18 protein-coding genes and 1 pseudogene are annotated in these 16,178 nt (G+C 70.6%); 11 read left to right on the top strand and 8 right to left on the bottom strand.

From position 1 onward, the window contains the following. Nucleotides 1–140: 140 nt before the first annotated feature. The 8 genes from LGR69_RS27200 to LGR69_RS27165 all read left to right on the top strand — a co-directional run bounded on the left by LGR69_RS27200 (nt 141) and on the right by LGR69_RS27165 (nt 7,621). On the top strand, nt 141–1,283 hold the full coding sequence (locus tag LGR69_RS27200; RefSeq protein WP_230367999.1) for an isobutyryl-CoA dehydrogenase: 1,143 nt from the start codon (nt 141–143) through the stop codon (nt 1,281–1,283). Then, nucleotides 1,283–2,344 (top strand): enoyl-CoA hydratase/isomerase family protein, encoded by a 1,062-nt coding sequence (locus LGR69_RS27195; RefSeq protein WP_230367998.1) that lies wholly within the window; start codon nt 1,283–1,285, stop codon nt 2,342–2,344. The genes LGR69_RS27200 and LGR69_RS27195 overlap by 1 nt, the downstream gene beginning before the upstream one ends. Nucleotides 2,345–2,530: 186 nt before the next feature. Next, a complete protein-coding gene (gene mmsB / locus LGR69_RS27190; RefSeq protein WP_230367997.1) occupies nt 2,531–3,424 on the top strand; it encodes a 3-hydroxyisobutyrate dehydrogenase in 894 nt (297 codons plus the stop codon). Beyond that, nucleotides 3,424–4,200 carry an enoyl-CoA hydratase gene (locus tag LGR69_RS27185; protein ID WP_007565954.1) on the top strand — a complete coding sequence of 259 codons (777 nt, stop codon included), beginning with the start codon at nt 3,424–3,426 and terminating at the stop codon, nt 4,198–4,200. Before mmsB ends, LGR69_RS27185 begins: the two co-directional genes overlap by 1 nt. 15 nt (nt 4,201–4,215) lie before the next feature. Further along, nucleotides 4,216–4,653 (top strand): hypothetical protein, encoded by a 438-nt coding sequence (locus LGR69_RS27180; RefSeq protein ID WP_230367996.1) that lies wholly within the window; start codon nt 4,216–4,218, stop codon nt 4,651–4,653. A 54-nt stretch (nt 4,654–4,707) separates the two neighbouring features. Further along, nucleotides 4,708–6,441 carry an AMP-binding protein gene (locus LGR69_RS27175; RefSeq protein ID WP_230367995.1) on the top strand — a complete coding sequence of 578 codons (1,734 nt, stop codon included), beginning with the start codon at nt 4,708–4,710 and terminating at the stop codon, nt 6,439–6,441. A 124-nt stretch (nt 6,442–6,565) separates the two neighbouring features. Beyond that, nucleotides 6,566–6,802: a hypothetical protein gene (locus LGR69_RS27170; RefSeq protein ID WP_091864569.1), complete on the top strand. Its 237-nt coding sequence runs from the start codon at nt 6,566–6,568 to the stop codon at nt 6,800–6,802. Nucleotides 6,803–6,988: 186 nt separating this feature from the next. Next, nucleotides 6,989–7,621 (top strand): transglutaminase-like cysteine peptidase, encoded by a 633-nt coding sequence (locus LGR69_RS27165; RefSeq protein WP_230367994.1) that lies wholly within the window; start codon nt 6,989–6,991, stop codon nt 7,619–7,621. A gap of 344 nt (nt 7,622–7,965) precedes the next feature. Here LGR69_RS27165 and LGR69_RS27160 read toward each other — a convergent pair whose 3' ends face one another. Then, the gene (locus tag LGR69_RS27160; RefSeq protein WP_007565945.1) at nt 7,966–8,223 is read right to left on the bottom strand and encodes a hypothetical protein; all 258 of its coding nucleotides are present in this window, start codon (nt 8,221–8,223) and stop codon (nt 7,966–7,968) included. A 319-nt stretch (nt 8,224–8,542) separates the two neighbouring features. On the opposite strand from LGR69_RS27160, the gene LGR69_RS27155 reads away from it, so the two are divergent. After that, on the top strand, nt 8,543–9,250 hold the full coding sequence (locus LGR69_RS27155; RefSeq protein WP_007565943.1) for a transglutaminase-like cysteine peptidase: 708 nt from the start codon (nt 8,543–8,545) through the stop codon (nt 9,248–9,250). 7 nt (nt 9,251–9,257) lie between these two features. On the opposite strand, the gene LGR69_RS27150 is transcribed toward LGR69_RS27155, so the two are convergent. From LGR69_RS27150 to LGR69_RS27120, 7 genes and pseudogenes are all read right to left on the bottom strand, one after another. Further along, the gene (locus LGR69_RS27150) at nt 9,258–9,587 is read right to left on the bottom strand and encodes a DUF6949 family protein (protein WP_007565941.1); all 330 of its coding nucleotides are present in this window, start codon (nt 9,585–9,587) and stop codon (nt 9,258–9,260) included. Between the two features lie 128 nt (nt 9,588–9,715). Further along, on the bottom strand, nt 9,716–9,931 hold the full coding sequence (locus LGR69_RS27145) for a DUF3126 family protein (protein ID WP_007565940.1): 216 nt from the start codon (nt 9,929–9,931) through the stop codon (nt 9,716–9,718). 91 nt (nt 9,932–10,022) lie between these two features. Next, nucleotides 10,023–10,886: a serine O-acetyltransferase gene (gene cysE, locus LGR69_RS27140; RefSeq protein ID WP_007565938.1), complete on the bottom strand. Its 864-nt coding sequence runs from the start codon at nt 10,884–10,886 to the stop codon at nt 10,023–10,025. Nucleotides 10,887–11,200: 314 nt separating this feature from the next. Then, nucleotides 11,201–12,097 (bottom strand): annotated as a pseudogene (locus LGR69_RS27135) (helix-turn-helix transcriptional regulator); the annotation flags it as partial. Nucleotides 12,098–12,421: 324 nt separating this feature from the next. After that, nucleotides 12,422–13,363, bottom strand: coding sequence for a lytic transglycosylase domain-containing protein (locus LGR69_RS27130; RefSeq protein ID WP_230367993.1), 942 nt, complete (start codon nt 13,361–13,363; stop codon nt 12,422–12,424). A gap of 187 nt (nt 13,364–13,550) precedes the next feature. After that, on the bottom strand, nt 13,551–14,372 hold the full coding sequence (locus LGR69_RS27125; RefSeq protein WP_230367992.1) for a Cof-type HAD-IIB family hydrolase: 822 nt from the start codon (nt 14,370–14,372) through the stop codon (nt 13,551–13,553). A gap of 3 nt (nt 14,373–14,375) precedes the next feature. After that, nucleotides 14,376–14,951, bottom strand: a complete 576-nt coding sequence (locus LGR69_RS27120; protein WP_230368029.1) for a gluconokinase — start codon at nt 14,949–14,951, stop codon at nt 14,376–14,378. Nucleotides 14,952–15,128: 177 nt separating this feature from the next. On the opposite strand from LGR69_RS27120, the gene LGR69_RS27115 reads away from it, so the two are divergent. Next, nucleotides 15,129–15,380: a DUF3072 domain-containing protein gene (locus tag LGR69_RS27115; RefSeq protein ID WP_007565930.1), complete on the top strand. Its 252-nt coding sequence runs from the start codon at nt 15,129–15,131 to the stop codon at nt 15,378–15,380. Nucleotides 15,381–15,598: 218 nt separating this feature from the next. After that, the gene (locus LGR69_RS27110) at nt 15,599–15,829 is read left to right on the top strand and encodes a Flp family type IVb pilin (protein WP_007565928.1); all 231 of its coding nucleotides are present in this window, start codon (nt 15,599–15,601) and stop codon (nt 15,827–15,829) included. Nucleotides 15,830–16,178 lie beyond the last annotated feature (349 nt).

The following is a 16,178-nucleotide window of genomic DNA, read 5'->3' as shown; positions in this document are numbered from 1 at the left end:
AGACCTGATCCCTCACCCCAACCCTCTCCCGAACGGGAGAGGGGGCACGTTGCGCCTAACGGCAGCCGGTGTGCGACCATCGTGGCCAGTGCGGATGAGGAATCTGCGCTGGCTCGGCGATGAACTTGGAGGAAGCGCCCATGAGTTTCGGGCTCGATGAGGATCGGACCGCGATCCGCGACATGGCGCTCGGCTTCGCGGCCGAGCATATCGCGCCGCACGCTCTCGACTGGGACCGGGACAAGACCTTCCCGGTCGAGACCCTGCGGGCCGCGGCGGCGCTCGGCATGGCCGGCATCTACGTGCGCGAGGATGTCGGCGGCTCGGGTCTGTCGCGGCTCGACGCCGCCCTGATCTTCGAGGCGCTGAGCACCGGCTGCCCGACCGTGGCGGCGTTCCTGTCGATCCACAACATGTGCGCCTGGATGATCGACGCCTATGGCGACGCGGACCAGCGCCAGCGCTGGATCCCGGCCCTGATGGGCATGGAGACGATCGCCAGCTACTGCCTGACCGAGCCGGGCTCGGGCTCCGACGCGGGGGCGCTGCGCACCCGGGCCGAGCGGGATGGCGACCATTACGTGCTGACCGGCGAGAAGCAGTTCATCTCCGGCGCCGGCGTCAGCGACCTCTATGTCTGCATGGTCCGCACCGGCGCGGCGGGACCGAAGGGCATCTCGGCGATCGTGGTCGAGAAGGGGACGCCCGGCCTCTCCTTCGGCGCGGAAGAGCGCAAGATGGGCTGGAACGCCCAGCCGACCCGCTCCGTGCGGTTCGACGGCTGCCGTGTGCCGGTGGCGAACCGCCTGGGCGAGGAGGGCCAGGGCTTCCGCATCGCCATGAGCGGCCTCGACGGCGGCCGGCTCAACATCGCCGCCTGCGCGCTGGGCGGTGCCCAGTCGGCCCTCGACAAGACCCTGGCTTATATGGGCGACCGGCGCGCCTTCGGGTCCCGGCTCAGCGACTTCCAGGCGCTGCAGTTCCGGTTGGCCGACATGGCGACGTCCCTGGAGGTGTCGCGCACCTTCCTGCGCCACGCCGCGTCGGCGCTCGACGCCAAGGACCCGGCGGCCACTCAGCTCTGCGCCATGGCCAAGCGCCACGTCACCGACGCCGCCTTCGAGGTCGCCAACCAGGCCCTGCAGCTCCACGGCGGCTACGGCTATCTCGCCGAGTACGGGATCGAGAAGATCGTCCGCGACCTCCGCGTGCACCAGATCCTCGAAGGCACCAACGAGATCATGCGGGTGATCATCGCCCGCGCGCTGACAGGGGGACGCTGATGGCGGATGTGATCGTCGAGCGCGTCGGCGCCCTGGGGCGCCTGCGCCTCGACCGGCCCAAGGCCCTGAACGCCCTGACCCACGGCATGGTCCGGGAGATCGACGCGGCCCTGAACCAGTTCTCCGCCGATCCCGGCCTCGCCGCGGTGCTGCTCACCGGCGAGGGCGAGCGCGGCCTCTGCGCCGGCGGCGACCTGCGCGGCCTGTACGACAACCCTGGCACCGCCTTCGCGGAAACCTTCTGGCGGGACGAGTACCGCCTGGATTCGCGGATTGCGGCTTACGAAAAACCGTTCGTGGCGGTGATGGACGGCATCACCATGGGCGGCGGCGTCGGCCTCGCGGGGCATGCCGCCCACCGGATCGTCACCGAGCGCTCGCGCGTCGCCATGCCGGAGACCGGCATCGGCTACCTGCCGGATGTCGGCGGCACCTGGCTGCTGCCGCGGGCGCCCGGCCAGGTCGGCACCTATCTCGGTCTCACCGGCGAGCCGGTCGGCGCCGCCGACGCGCTCTATTGCGGGCTCGCCGACGTGATGGTGCCGTCCCAGGCCCTGCCGGACCTGATCGACGCGCTCTCGGCGCTGCCGCCCGATGCCGGGGATGCCGGCGTGCGGGAGGCGATCGACCGATTGGCGCGCGATCCTGGCGCGCCGCCCCTGGCACAGCATCGCGAGACCATCGATCGCTGCTTCGCCTTCGACATGATCGACGAGATCCTGTCCGCCCTGGCGGCGGACGGTTCCGAGTTCGCGGCGGCGACCCGCAAGACGCTGCTGACGAAATCCCCGTCGAGCCTGGTCCTGACCCTGTGCCTGCTGCGCCTCGGCCGGCGCTCGCCCAACCTCGAAGCCTGCCTGGAGCGCGAGTTCCACGCCTCGCTGGCGCTGCTGGAGGAAGGCGATTTCCGCGAGGGCATCCGGGCGGCGGTGATCGACAAGGACAAGAGCCCGCGCTGGAACCCGCCGAGCCTCGACGCGGTCGACCCGGCCCGGATCGCCCGCTGGCTGGAGCGACGGGCGGAGCCGGTTTTCTCGCAAGGCCGTACGGGGCCGGTGTGATGTGAGCGGCGTCTCCCGACCACGCCCTCATCCTGAGGTGCCCGGCGATCCATAGGATCGGCGGGCCTCGAAGGAGCCCTCCAGTCGCCGCGCGATCCCTGGAGCCCTCCGTCGAGGCGGCTTCGCCGCACCTCAGGATGAGGGGATGGTTGGGAGGGGCACGAACAAGCGAATGGGAGGGGTATGATGGCACAGACCATCGGGTTCATCGGTCTCGGCAACATGGGCGGTCCCATGGCGGCCAACCTCGTGAAGGCGGGGCACACGGTGCGCGGGTTCGACCTGGCGCCGGCCTCCCTGGAGGCGGCCCGGGAAGCGGGGGTCGCGGTGGCGGGCTCGGCCCTTGAGGCGGCCGAGGGCGCGGAGGTGGTGGTCACCATGCTGCCCGCCGGCCGGCACGTGGTCGAGGTCTGGACCCAGCTCGCCGATGCGCTGCCCGCCGGCACCCTGCTGATCGATTCCTCGACCGTGGATGTCGAGTCTTCGCGCAAGGCCCACAACCTCGCCGAGGCGCGGGGCTGCCTGTCGGTCGATGCGCCGGTCTCCGGCGGGACCGGCGGCGCCAAGGCCGGGACGCTGACCTTCATGGCCGGCGGCACCGAGGCCGCCTTCGGACGCGCCGAGCCCCTGCTGAAGGCCATGGGCAAGAACGTGTTCCATTGCGGCGCGGCCGGTGCCGGGCAGGCGGCCAAGATCTGCAACAACATGATCCTCGGGATCTCGATGATCGGCGTCAGCGAGGCCTTTGCGCTGGGCGAGAAGCTCGGCCTGTCGCACCAGGCGCTCTACGACGTCGCCTCGGTCTCCTCGGGCCAGTGCTGGTCGCTCACCACCTATTGCCCGGTGCCGGGCCCGGTGCCGACCTCGCCGGCCAATGCCGGCTACAAGCCGGGTTTCGCCGCCGCGCTGATGCTCAAGGACCTCCGGCTGGCGCAGGCCGCCGCCCTCGCCTCGGGGGCTGCGACGCCGCTCGGCGCGGAGGCCGCGCAGATCTACGGGCTGTTCGAGGGCCTCGGCCACGGGGGAGAGGACTTTTCCGCGATCATCCGTATGCTTCGCGGCCCAGGGAGTGAGTCGTGATGGATGCGTACGAGACGATCCTGACGGAGACGCGCGGGCGCGTCCTGCTGATCACCCTGAACCGCCCGAAGGCGCTCAACGCCATCAACGCGCAGCTCACCCGCGAGGTGATCCAGGCGGCGACCGAGGCGGATGCCGATCCGGGCATCGGCTGCATCGTCATCACCGGCTCGGCCAAGGCCTTCGCGGCCGGGGCTGACATCAAGGAGATGCAGCACGCGACCTACGCGGAGATGTATGCGCAAGACCGCTTCGCCGACTGGGAGCGGTTCACGGGGGTGCGCACGCCGATCATCGCCGCGGTGGCGGGCTACGCGCTCGGCGGCGGCTGCGAGCTCGCCATGATGTGCGACTTCATCCTGGCCGCCGACACGGCGCAGTTCGGCCAGCCCGAGATCAAGCTCGGCGTCATGCCGGGGATCGGCGGCAGCCAGCGCCTCACCCGTTTCGTCGGCAAGTCGAAGGCCATGGAGATGTGCCTGACCGGCCGGATGATGGATTCCGCCGAGGCGGAGCGCGCCGGCCTGGTCTCCCGGGTGATCCCGGCGGACCAGCTTCTCGACGAGGCGCTGAAGGCCGCCGAGACCATCGCGTCCATGTCGCTGCCGATCGCCATGATGACCAAGGAGGCGGTCAACCGCTCCTACGAGACCACCCTCGCCGAGGGCGTGCGCTTCGAGCGCCGGGTCTTCCACGCGATGTTCGCCACCAAGGACCAGAAGGAGGGGATGGCCGCTTTCGTGGAGAAGCGGCCGGCCCGGTTCGAGAACACCTGAGCTGGGGCATGGGCGATGGACGTCCTGGACTGCGATAGCGAAGCCCGCTTCGAGATGGCCTTCCCGCGCGCAATCGTGGCCCAGAAGGCGCGCGGCCGAGAGGAGACCATCAACGCGCATTGCGTGACGCTGCTGGCCTTCGACGTGGCCCCGGAGACGCGTGCGGTCTGGCGCAAGGAGCTGCTCCGCCACGTCCGGTTCCTGGCGGCTTTGCGGGTCAAGCCCGGCGCAAGCCTCGTCCCGGCCCGAGACTGGTGGACCTGGCTCTACGCCGACCCATTCGAGAACAACGAGACCGGCTACACCGCCGGCCTGATCGGGCTCAACGCCGACGACTTCCCCCGCAACGGCCGCGCGGTGGAGGCGATCGCCGACGAGATCCGCCATTTCCACGCCGGCATGGTGCAGCGCCTCGCGCGCGGCGCGGACGGCGAGGATCTGATTCCCGCCTGAGGGGCGGGATGGGCCGGGTCTTCCGGCCGGACAAGAACGACGGGGGGAACGACCATGCCCAGCTTCCGGGAGGCCCGCGATCTGCTGCTGGCCCATCGCACAGACTACGCGGCGGCGGTTTCGGCCTTCACCTGGCCGGACCCGGTGCCGTTCAACTGGGCGCTCGACTGGTTCGACGCCGAGCTCGCCGGCCCGGAAAGCCGCGACCGCACCGCGCTCCACATCGTCGAGGCCGCCAGCGGCGCCGAGCAGAGCCTGACCTTCGGGCAGATGGCGCGGCGGTCCAACCAGGTCGCCAACCACCTGCGCGGGCTCGGGCTGAAGCGCGGCGACCACCTGCTCCTGCTGCTCGGCAACGTCCCGGCCCTGTGGGAGACCATGCTGGCGGCGATGAAGCTCGGGGCCGTGGTCATCCCGGCCACCACCCTGCTCACCGCGGACGAGCTCGGCGACCGCCTGGCCCGCGGCCGGCCCCGGGCGATCGTCGCCGGCCCGGAGCAGCTCGGGCGCTTCTCCGGCCTCGAGACCGGCGGCGCGATCCGCATCGTCACCGGCCCGGCGACGGAGGGCTGGAGCGCCTACGACGACGCGTTCGGCGCCTCCGAGACCTTCACGCCCGACGGGCCGACCGCGGCCGACGACCCGCTGCTCCTCTACTTCACCTCCGGCACGACCGCGAAGCCGAAGCTGGTGCGCCACAGCCACCGCTCCTATCCGGTGGGGGCGCTCTCGACCATGTACTGGCTCGGGCTGCAGCCCGGGGACGTGCATTGCAACGTGTCCTCGCCCGGCTGGGCCAAGCACGCCTGGTCGTCGTTCTTCGCCCCCTGGAATGCCGGCGCGACCATCCTGGTGATCAACCAGGCGCCGTTCAACGCGGCGGCGCTGCTCACGCAGCTTGAGCGCACCCGCGCCACCACGCTGTGCGCGCCGCCCACCGTCTGGCGGATGATCATCCAGGAGGACCTGACCGGCCGGACGCTGGCTCTGCGCGAGGTCTGCGCCGCCGGCGAGCCGCTGAATCCCGAGGTGATCGAGCGCGTGAAGGACGCCTGGGGCGTCACGATCCGCGACGGCTACGGCCAGACCGAGACCACGGCCCTGATGGCCAACACGCCCGGCCAGCCGGTGGTGCCCGGCGCCCTCGGCCGGCCGCTGCCGGGCTATCGCGTGCGCGTCCTCGACGCCGACGGCGAGCCGGCGGGCGAGGGCGAGGTCTGCCTGGAACTCGGCGCCCACCGTCCCGCCGGCCTGATGCAGGGCTACGACGACGGCAGCGGCAACCTGTCGGGCGCGGATGGCGCGCTCTACCACACCGGCGACGTCGCCTTCGTGGACGATCAGGGTTGCTACACCTTCGTCGGCCGCGCCGACGACGTGTTCAAGTCGTCGGGCTACCGGATCAGCCCGTTCGAGCTGGAGAGCGTGCTGATCGAGCATCCGGCGGTGGCCGAAGCCGCGGTGGTGCCGATCCCCGATCCGATGCGCCACACGATCCCGAAGGCCTATGTCTCGCTGGTGGCCGGCGCCTCGGCCGGCCCGGAGACGGCGCTCGACATCTTCCGCTTCACCAATGCGCGGCTGGCGACGTTCAAGCGCCTGCGCGGCCTCGAATTCGTCACCGAGCTGCCCAAGACCATCTCGGGCAAGATCCGCCGTGTCCAGCTGCGCCGCCTGGAGCATGACGGCGTGACCGAGGATCCGCACCGGGGCCGGGCCTACACGCAGTCGGATTTCCCCGAGCTGAAGGGTGAGACGGAGCGCAAGCTCGACCAGACGGCGGGGTGAGGGAGGCCGTCGATCCGGCTTCCGCAGCCGGATCGACCCGCGTCTCAGGCGCCTGTAAGCCCCTTGCCGTCCCGCTGGGGAGTCCTCAGGTTATTGTAGCTGGAACGCTGAGGAATCAGGGCCGATGGCCGACACGTCCGCTCCCGACTCGCTCGATCTCGCCGAGCAGGTCACGCGGGTGCTGCGCGCGATCGAAGAGTCGCAGAAATTCGTGGCCGAGCAGAAGAAGCTGATGGCCGAGGCGGCGAAGCTGGAGCGCGACCGCGCCCTCGCACCCTGGCAGATCGGACTCGCTGGGATGGCGGCCGGTGCCGCGTTCTTCGGCGCTGGTGCCGCCTTCGTGAAGCTGCTCGGCCCCTGAAGGCGCCCTCAAGGTTTCCGGTTTCCGAACCGGAAGCCGCGGATTTGCCGGGGTTCCCAAGCCCCCCGTCGACGTTGTCGCGCTAGACGCCGCCGCCATCGGCGAATCGATAAAATTGCGCCGATCCGCTTCAGCGCCGCGGAGGCTCTGCGGCGCAATCCTGTCCTCAACAACGAGGACGGTTCGATGGGCGCGGGGCTTCTCAACACGGTTCGGGTGACGCTCGCCGGCGCGCTGGTGCTGCTCGGCCTCGCGGCGACCGCCGAGGCCCAGACCCTGGCGAGCCTGCCCACCGAGGTCGGTGCCAAGGTGCTCGGCGATGCCCGCCCGATCGCGGCCTGGGTGACGTTTTGCCAGGCCTACGCGGCCGAATGCACGGTCGACCGGAGCGAGCCGGCCCGCATCAGCCTGACCCCGGCGATCTGGGCGACGATCGTCTCGGTCAACCGCCGGGTGAACAAGTCGGTCGAGCCGATGACCGACATGGAGCATCTCCGCGTCGCCGACCGCTGGGACCTCGCCGAGGACGGCATCGGCGATTGCGAGGATTTCCAGCTGCTCAAGCGCCACCTGCTGGCCGAGGCCGGCCTGCCCCGCCGGGCGATGCGCATGACCGTGGTGATCGACGAGAAGGGTGAGGGCCACGCGGTGCTGACCCTGATCACCGACCGGGGCGACCTGATCCTCGACAACAAGACCAACGTGATCGAGGCCTGGCACAAGACCGGTTACGTGTTCATCAAGCGCGAGAGCCAGGATGCCACGGCCTGGGTCTCCCTCGGCGGCGTCACCTCGCCGGTCACCACCGCCAACCGCTGATCCGGTCCTCGATCTCCAACCGATCACGGTTTTCGAGAAGGCTCGGCCTTTTGGCGGGCTGGGGATGCGGGAGACGCATCGCAAAGCGATCCTTCCACCGTAGCAGCCTCCACCCCGGGGCGCTGAAGGCGAGCCCGGGATCCAGAGCCGCCGACGGCGCAAGATCCTGATGTCACGGTGGTTCTGGATCCCGGGCTCCGCTGCGCGGCCCCGGGATGACGGGACTGGTGTCAGGATGGCCGCGCGTCGTCGCGTAGGCGGGACAGTGAACTGCCCGCCGCCTTCCCCAAAACCTCGAAAAGTTCAGGCTCTGGACCTTGAAACCCTGATTCTGCGAGGCCTGTTCAGGCGGCGCGGCTCAGCGAGGGCTGCGCGAGGTTCGCCACGAAGGTCTCGACCCGGCCGATGAAGCCGGCGAGGTGCGGGGCGATGCCCCGGAGGCTGGCGAGGTCGCGGACCAGGATGTCGCGCGACAGGGCGCGGTCGCCCTCGGTGGGCGAGCCGGCGAGATAGGCTTCCACGGCGTGCTCGGCGATGCCGATTGCACCGGCCCGACCATCCTCGGCGAGCGCTCTGATCACCTGCTGGATGGCGGGCTGCATCGTGAAATCCTTCTCTGGCCTGAGGCGATCCCGCGCGGGGATGGCCGAGTTCTTGCGAAACGATCGATCCACCCGCGAATCCACGCGCGGGCATCCCCTGTCTCAAGCCGGCAAAGCTGGTTCGAATCAAGCTCTTCCGTGAGCGGGCAGGGCGGGCATTCCGCCAGCGCATACGCCGAGCGGCAGCAACGCGGATGCAACACTCCTTTAAAGCGGAACCGATACGCGGCCTCGGGCGTTTGTTCCGCCCTCCGTGCCATTGTGCGTCGCACGCCCGCGTGTCACCTTCCCGTCATCATCGGTCGATGGGGCGTGATCCATGCGGCACGCGGATGGTGGGATTCCGGCTCTCGCGCTCGTGGCGCCGCACTGGCGCGGATGGGCCACGCCGCTGCGCCGAGCCCGGCAGGCCGCGAGCCTCGCCCTTGTCGGCACGATCCTGATGCTGGGCGGCGCCAACACCCACGCCCATGCCCGCTTGACCCTGCCCGATGGGGCGCCGGCCCACGAGGCCAACGGCCCGATCAGCCCGATCGCCGGCTGGACCGCGTTCTGCGCGCGCATGCCCGAGGAATGCGCGCTCGATGTCGCGGAGCCCGCCGTGATCCCGCTGACCGTGGCGGTGTGGCGGACGCTGCGGAGCGTCAACCACCGGGTCAACACCCGCATCCGGCCGATCACTGACCAGGCGCATTGGGGCGTCGTCGACCGCTGGGACTTTCCCGATGACGGGTTCGGCGATTGCGAGGATTACCAGCTGCTCAAGCGCCGGATGCTGGCCGAGCGCGGGCTGCCCCGGCGGGCCCTGCTGATGACCGTCGTGATCGACGAGACCAATGCCGGCCACGCGGTGCTGACGGTGCGCACCGACCACGGCGACTTCATCCTCGACAACAAGACCGACGCGATCCGCCCGTGGCGGCGCACCGGCTACAGCTTCATCAAGCGCGCGGGCCAGGACGGCCAGGCCTGGGTCTCCCTGGAGGGCCGGGACGGCGCCGCCCAGGTGGCGACCGCGGAGCCCTGATGGGACGTCAGGCGCCGACCAGCATCGCCGCTAGGTCGAGGGCGACCCGGCCCGAGAGCAGGCCCCAGCCGCAGGCGATGACGGTGGCCAGCATCACGAACGGCATCGGGCGGCCCTCGATCTTGCGGCCGCGCAGGGTGTTGCGCAGGATGATGAACGGGGCCGAGAAGGCCAGCATCGGCAGGGCCGCCACCGCCGGCAGGCCGCCCCGCTCCAGCAGGCTGAAGCTCGCGCGGCGCGCGGCAAACAGCTCGAACGCGCTGGCAATCAGCCCCGAGAGCGCCAGACCGATGCACAAGGTCCGGATGGATTCGAGGGCGGCGGGCGTGAGGACCATTATTCGCGCTCCAAAAAAGGTTGGGCGCAGTTTAGCCACACGATTTACCGGTTGTTAAGCAATCACGCCGGTTAGCCTTAACCCGTGCACAGGCGCGGGCCGGCGGAACCCGGCCCGCGACGCGTGCGTCAGGCTTCTTCCTCGAGGTCGATGTCGAGGATCGCCATGCGGAAGACGAAGGAATCGTCGCCGTCCTCCTTGTCGTCGGCGATGACGCCGATCGACTCCTCGCCGATGAACACCTCGGCGGAATCGCCGGTCTTCATCGCGGTCAGGCGGATGTTGTTGTTGGCGAATTTGCGGCGCAGGTAGTCCTGTAGCTTCGCGGTCTCGGCTTTGGTCACGCTGTCTGGCCTCCCCTGTCGGCGCTGACGCCCGGATCGGCGGAGGGCTTGCCACGCCCACGGCGGAGCGGCAAGCGCGGCCGCGTCGGGGTCAGATCCCGTCGCCCACATGGATGAACTGGTCGAGGGCGACCAGTTGATCCATCGCGCGGGCCGGATCGTCGCAGCCCGCGGTGCCGACGACCCGCGCCGGGACGCCCACCACCGTGGTGTTGGCCGGGACGGGCCGCAGCACCACCGAGCCCGCCGCCACCCGGGCGCAGGCACCGACCTCGATATTGCCCAGGATCTTGGCGCCGGCGCCGATCATCACGCCCCGGCGGATCTTGGGATGCCGGTCGCCGCGCTGCTTGCCGGTGCCGCCCAGCGTCACCGCGTGGAGGATCGACACGTCGTCCTCGATCACCGCGGTCGACCCGACCACCAGGCCGGTGGCGTGGTCGAGGAACACGCCCCGGCCGATGCGGGCGGCCGGGTGGATGTCGCACTGGAACACCTCGGAGACCCGGCTCTGCAGGTAGAGCGCGAGGTCGCGCCGGCCCCGGGTCCAGACGTGGTGGGCGAGGCGGTAGGCCTGGAGCGCGTGGAAGCCCTTGAAGTACAGGACCGGCTCCAGCGCCCGCAGGGTCGCGGGATCCCGGTCGATCACCGCGCCGATATCGGCCCGGAACGCCTGCCCGATGGCGGGATCGGCGCCGATCGCCTCGTGGAACGCGTGGGCGACGAGCTCGGCCGGCAGCGACGGATGGCCCAGCCGCGCCGCGACCCGGTGGGCGACCGCGCCCTCGAGGGTGGCGTGGTTGAGGATCGTCGCGACGATGAAGGAGGCGAGTTGCGGCTCGGTGCGCAGCACGTCCTCGGCCTCGGCGCGCAGCCGCGACCAGACCGGATCGCAGACCGAGAGGTCGGCCGAATCGTGGTTGAAGGCCGGGCTGAGGGCTGGACTGGCGCTCATGGACGATGGCTCATGATCGAGTTGTCGGGCTCGCACCACGCTGTTCCGACGACGGGTCCGGCCGGCGCTGCAGCAAAGCTCCGGTGCAGCCACCAGCGAGGTGAAGGACCCCGCCGTCGCGGGTCATCCTAGCACATCGTCCTACACGCGAAGCCATGCGCGAGGCGCTTGGTCTCATGCATCGTGCGTTCCGCAGCCCGGCCGGCCCCGTCGGGATGAGGTCATAGCGTGGTGCGCCGCAATGCGGTGATCAAGGGTATGGGGGCTGCCGGGGATGCCGCACCGGCGGCGCTGTCACCGGTTCCGGGCGCGGTTCAGCCCGCGACCGCCGTCTCGCCGAACCGCGCCTCGATCGCCGCGGTGAGCCGGTCGACCATGGTCTGGAGCGGGATGTCGGAGGTGTCGACCGTGGCCGAGGCCCGGGCGTAGAGCGGTTCCCGGCTCGCCAGCACGGCGCGCAATTCCTGCATCGCCGAGGCATGGTCGCCCGTGGTGGCCAGGTGGCCCTGCTCGCGCACCCGGCTCATATGCTCCTCCGGGCGGGCGCGGAGCCAGATCGTGTAGAACGCCTGGAGCAGCAGGTCGTAGGTCAGCGGCTCGGCCACGATGCCGCCGCTGGTCGCCAGGATCAGCGGGCCCGGATGCTCGGTGAGGCGGCGCAGGGCCGCCTGCTCCAGCCGGCGGTAGCCCTCCTGGCCGTAGATCGCGAAGATCTCCTGGACCGACAGGGCGTTCTCGCGCTCGATTTCGGCGTTCAGCTCGACGAAGGTCCAGCCCAGGCGCTCGGCGGCGAGCTTGCCCAGGGTCGACTTGCCGGCGCCGCGCAGGCCGATCAGCGCCACGCGCAGGCGGCCGCTCGATTCCGGGCGGCTGCCGCCGGACAGGGCTTCCTTGGCGGCCGCGATCTGGGCCGGCGTCGCCTGGCCGAGCAGGTCGCGCACCACCGGCCAGTCGGGCAGGCCGTCATTGCCGGTGATCAGGTCGTCGAGGCGCACGCCCATGGCGTTGGCGACCCGCCGGAGCAGGATGATGGACACGTTGCCCTGGCCGCCCTCGAGCTGCGCGATATAGCGCTCGGACAGGCCCGAGGTCTGGGACAGGACCTTGCGCGACAGACCGCGCACGGTGCGGGCGTGCCTGACGCGGCGCCCGAGATCCGTGAGAAAGAGTGATTCCTGTTCCAACACGCCGGTCATGGCGTCGTCCGCTTTCCTGCCAGCCCGAAAGCAGAGTGCTTGCCCTGCATGTCTGCCACTTCAAGATGAATTCTGCTTCGCAACCTGGGATCGAGCGGGTGCTTGCCCGACCGTTCGTGCGAAGCCTGGCGAGTCCTGCCCTGAAGTCTGTATTGCGCCGCCTGTGTCCGGCCGCCTCGACCGATCGACGGACCGTTGCGGCGGCGATCCAACCCTGTTGCTGGCGTGGCGCCTATGTGTTGCGGAACGGCCCGGTGGTCAAGCCTTGAGCAGGATCCTCGTGTGGGCAGATGTTGGACAAGCGGTGGTTGTCCGATGGCCCATCTGCCGCGTGCGGCATCACTCGACGGGAATCGCCGTGGCCTCGCGGACCGGCGCGGCCGCGGGGGCCCGGCGCGGCGTCGCGGCGGCGAGCAGCTGGATCGACGGCCGGCGCGGCGGCAGCGGCACCTCGACGGTCTCGGAGATCGGGGCGGCCTGCGGTGCCGCGGCGGCCTCCGGCTGCGACGTCAGGCGCAGCTCGGCGAGCTGGGCCGGGGCGGCCTCCGCGACGGCGGTGCCGAGGCCGGCCGGGCGACGCGGCGGCAGCGGCACCTCCACGGTCTCGACCGCGGCACTCTGCACGGCGGCGCTCGGCGCCGGGCTCGCGGAGGCGGGCTCGACGGAGAGGCTCGCGTAATCGACCGCCGCGCCGAGGGCGGCGGGACGCCGGGGCGGCAGCGGCACCTCGACCGTCTCGGTCGGCGCGGCGGCCACCGTGGCGGCGGTGGGCGCGTAGGCCAGGGCCGTTGAGGCGGCGCTGGAATCCGTGACGCCGCCGCTGAACAGGCTGGCCAGGGCGCTGGCCGAGGCCGCCACGGGGGCCACCACCGAGGCGACCTCGCTGGAGATGCCCCGGCGCTTGGCGGCGTAGTAATAGCCGCGGTTGTAGTACTGGTACGCCTGGCTGACGTTGCCCTGCGCGGTGCGATAGGCCCCCGCCAGATAGGCGACGCCGTAGCGCAGGTTGGTCGCGGGATCGAGGAGCCCGGCGGCGTCGCCGGTATAGCCGAGGCTGCGCGCCGTCGCGTGCTTGATCTGCATCAGGCCGAGTGCGCTGCCGCCCTTGGCGTTCGGGTTGTAGTTGCTCTCGCGCTTGACCACCGCGTGGACGAAGCTCGCCGGGACACCGTTCGCCTTGGCCTGCTGCTCGATCAGCGCGTCGATGTTGTCGCGCGGGGCCTGCCCGAAGGCGGCGACGGGCGCGACCGCGAGAGCGGCAGCCAGGATAAGGCGATGCATTCCGAGACCCGGTCCTGCTTGTTCTGTGGTCAAGCTAGGTCGCGGGGAAATGAGGCCGGAAAGCGGCCCGGATTCGGCAGCCTGTGGGCGACTGCCGCCCGGCGCGCGTCTGTGCCTCGCCGGCCACAGGCGCGCGCCGTCGGTTAACCATCCCGGTTATCCACAGGACGCTGCGAAGTCGGACCCGTCAGGGCAGGATGAATCGCGCGACCCCGTGAGCGAAGCCGTCGGCACCGTTGCTCTCCGTGACGGCGCTGGCTGCGGCCTTCACGGCCTCCTCGGCATTGCCCATCGCCACCGAGAAGCCGCTGCGGGCGAACATCGGACGGTCGTTGCCGGCATCCCCGAAGGTCGCGATCCGCTCGGGCGGGATGCCGAGATGGCGGCTCATCCAGATCACGAACTGTCCCTTGTCGAGGCCGGGGGGCGTCACGTCGAGGTAATAGGCCTGGGAACGGTGCACCGTGGCCCGCTCGGCGAGGGCCGCGCCGATCCGCGCCTCGCAGGCGGCGAGATGGGCGTGATCGCGGCTGACCCCGACGATCTTCGAGGCCGCGCCCATGAGCGTGCCGAGATCGGCGACCACGCGCGGCTCGGCGCCGATCGTCCGGCGCTCGAGGTCGGTGTAGGGGCCGTACGGGTCGCGCAGGAACCAGGCCCCCTCGGCGAAGACCCAGGCGTCGAGGCCCTCGGCCTCCAGGCGCTGCAAGGCCTCGCGGGCGGCGGCCTCCGGGATCAGCCGCTCCTCGATCGTCGAGAGGTCCGGCCGGACCACGCTGGCGCCGTTGAAGGCCCCCATCGGCAGGTCGAGCGCGAGTTCGGCGGCGAGGGCCCTCAGGCCGACCGGCGGGCGCGCCGACGCGATGCTGAACCCGATCCCGGCCGCCCGCAGCCGCTTCACAGCCGCGATGGTCGAGGCGGCGAGGCTCTTGTCGTCGGTCACCAGCGTGCCGTCGACGTCGGAGATCACCAGGGCGATCCCCGAGGCTTTGCGCGATCCCGCATCCATGGCTCAGGTCCTTCCGGCAGTGGTGCGGGCTTCTTCGGCGAGCTGCGCCGCGACGCGATCGGCGATCGCGTCCGGCGGTTCATCGATCCCCACGACGATCGGGCGCTCATCGGGGCCGGGGGCTTCGAGGGTCGCGAACTGGCTGTCGAGCAGGCGGGGCGACATGAAATGGCCGTGGCGCTCGGTGAGGCGCTTGGCGATCAGGGCCCTGTCGCCCTCGAGATAGACGATGCGCACGCGCCGGCTGCCGCGGGTGAGCACGTCCCGGTATGCCCGGCGCAGGGCCGAGCAGACCACCACCCCGGATTCCCCGGCCTCGAGCCGGTGCTGGATCCAGGTCGCGATCCGGGCGAGCCACGGCGCACGGTCTTCGTCGTCCAGGGCGTGGCCCGCATGCATCTTCGCGATGTGCTCGGGGGTGTGGAAGCTGTCGCCGTCGACGAAGATCCAGCCGAGCCGTTCGGCGATCAGCGCGCCGACCGTGCTCTTGCCGGAGCCCGAGACCCCCATCACCACGAGCACCTGCGCCGTGCGGGCGGCCGCGCCCGCCTCTTTATGAATCCGCCTCTCCGAGGTCATCCGGACCACCGTGTTCAGGGGCGCAACCGTGCGCCGGCGCCTCATCAATAGGATCGGGGATCGGGAAGAAAAGGTTTCTGGGGAACACCGGGCCGCACCCCGACATCGCCCGGAACCCCGGGAGAGGGCGCCGCGTTCTCGATGGCGAAGACGGAACATTTCAGGAACGGGAATCCCATGGCCAAGGCAGCCGACAAGCACGACACCACCCAGGAGAACCCGAAGACCGATCCGAAGGACGTGTCGAATCAGATCAAGGATCCGGATCAGTGGACCACCGGCGGCGAGCCGATGACCGGAGCACAGGCCTCGTATCTCAAGACCCTGTCGGAGGAGGCCAAGGAGCCGGAGGCGTTCGACGCCGATCTCGACAAGGCCGAGGCCTCCAAGCGGATCGACGACCTGCGGCACAAGGCCGGCCACGCCTGAGGTTTCTCCGGGGTCTCGCCGTTCGGCGGGGCCCGGTTCACGCCGATGCATCCGCGAGGGTCGGGACCTGTCCAGGTTCCGGCCCTTCGCCGTTTCGGGGCCGGGCGCCGCATGCGCCGCGTTTCGGAGATTCCATTAAGCCGGCGGCAATGGGACCGGGCTAGACTTGAAGCCAGCGCGTAAGGGCCGGCCGGACGCGGCGGATGTCGGAGTCACGGATGGGCGAGCCGAGCTGCGACAGGTCTGGGGCGCCCGACGGACGATCCCGCCTCCGCGCGACCGGCCGGGCCATGGGGTTCGCCCGCGATGCGAACGGCTCCACGGCGATGGAATACGCGCTGATCGGCGCGCTGATCTTCATCGTCGCGGCCGGCAGCATCCGCTATTACGGCTCCCGGATGATCCCGATCTACAACCAGATCAGCGCCACCGTTACGCAAGCCGACTGAATGGGGCGATCCGGGGCCGCCTCGATCGGTCGCCGCCGCGGCGCGCCGGCGGGCCGTTTGCCGAACGCACCAGGCACGTTTCCCTGATTCGCCTCGAAAAAGCTGTGCTTAGCGAGGATGAAACCGTCCTCTCGCCCGTCGCGGGCGAAGTGTGGCCCACCCGCTACGGACACCCTAGCCGCTATGGGCTAGGCACGGGCTCGGCAAAACCGATGGGCAACATCTGGATGCGCAAACTCCCCCTCGCTCTGCTCGCCATGACGGCGATCTCGGGCTGCACGTATCTGCCCGCGGCGGGACCGACGGCGAGCGCGATCGAGGCGGGCGCGGAAGTCGCGACCGCCGACGG

This window comes from Methylobacterium brachiatum, assembly GCF_020523825.1.
Classification (GTDB): domain Bacteria; phylum Pseudomonadota; class Alphaproteobacteria; order Rhizobiales; family Beijerinckiaceae; genus Methylobacterium; species Methylobacterium brachiatum.
This window is presented reverse-complemented; position numbering and strand designations above follow the sequence as displayed.

What these genes read in the sequence shown, in the direction of transcription:
- LGR69_RS27165 (WP_230367994.1), top strand. Translation starts at nt 6,989, where the DNA reads ATGGGCGCGGGGCTTCTCAACACGGTTCGGGTGACGCTCGCCGGCGCG.
- LGR69_RS27200 (WP_230367999.1), top strand. Translation starts at nt 141, where the DNA reads ATGAGTTTCGGGCTCGATGAGGATCGGACCGCGATCCGCGACATGGCG.
- LGR69_RS27180 (WP_230367996.1), top strand. Translation starts at nt 4,216, where the DNA reads ATGGACGTCCTGGACTGCGATAGCGAAGCCCGCTTCGAGATGGCCTTC.
- cysE (WP_007565938.1), bottom strand. Translation starts at nt 10,886, where the DNA reads ATGAGCGCCAGTCCAGCCCTCAGCCCGGCCTTCAACCACGATTCGGCC.
- LGR69_RS27115 (WP_007565930.1), top strand. Translation starts at nt 15,129, where the DNA reads ATGGCCAAGGCAGCCGACAAGCACGACACCACCCAGGAGAACCCGAAG.
- LGR69_RS27155 (WP_007565943.1), top strand. Translation starts at nt 8,543, where the DNA reads ATGCGGCACGCGGATGGTGGGATTCCGGCTCTCGCGCTCGTGGCGCCG.
- LGR69_RS27185 (WP_007565954.1), top strand. Translation starts at nt 3,424, where the DNA reads ATGGATGCGTACGAGACGATCCTGACGGAGACGCGCGGGCGCGTCCTG.
- mmsB (WP_230367997.1), top strand. Translation starts at nt 2,531, where the DNA reads ATGGCACAGACCATCGGGTTCATCGGTCTCGGCAACATGGGCGGTCCC.
- LGR69_RS27170 (WP_091864569.1), top strand. Translation starts at nt 6,566, where the DNA reads ATGGCCGACACGTCCGCTCCCGACTCGCTCGATCTCGCCGAGCAGGTC.
- LGR69_RS27110 (WP_007565928.1), top strand. Translation starts at nt 15,599, where the DNA reads ATGGGCGAGCCGAGCTGCGACAGGTCTGGGGCGCCCGACGGACGATCC.
- LGR69_RS27160 (WP_007565945.1), bottom strand. Translation starts at nt 8,223, where the DNA reads ATGCAGCCCGCCATCCAGCAGGTGATCAGAGCGCTCGCCGAGGATGGT.
- LGR69_RS27175 (WP_230367995.1), top strand. Translation starts at nt 4,708, where the DNA reads ATGCCCAGCTTCCGGGAGGCCCGCGATCTGCTGCTGGCCCATCGCACA.
- LGR69_RS27125 (WP_230367992.1), bottom strand. Translation starts at nt 14,372, where the DNA reads ATGGATGCGGGATCGCGCAAAGCCTCGGGGATCGCCCTGGTGATCTCC.
- LGR69_RS27195 (WP_230367998.1), top strand. Translation starts at nt 1,283, where the DNA reads ATGGCGGATGTGATCGTCGAGCGCGTCGGCGCCCTGGGGCGCCTGCGC.
- LGR69_RS27130 (WP_230367993.1), bottom strand. Translation starts at nt 13,363, where the DNA reads ATGCATCGCCTTATCCTGGCTGCCGCTCTCGCGGTCGCGCCCGTCGCC.
- LGR69_RS27150 (WP_007565941.1), bottom strand. Translation starts at nt 9,587, where the DNA reads ATGGTCCTCACGCCCGCCGCCCTCGAATCCATCCGGACCTTGTGCATC.
- LGR69_RS27120 (WP_230368029.1), bottom strand. Translation starts at nt 14,951, where the DNA reads ATGACCTCGGAGAGGCGGATTCATAAAGAGGCGGGCGCGGCCGCCCGC.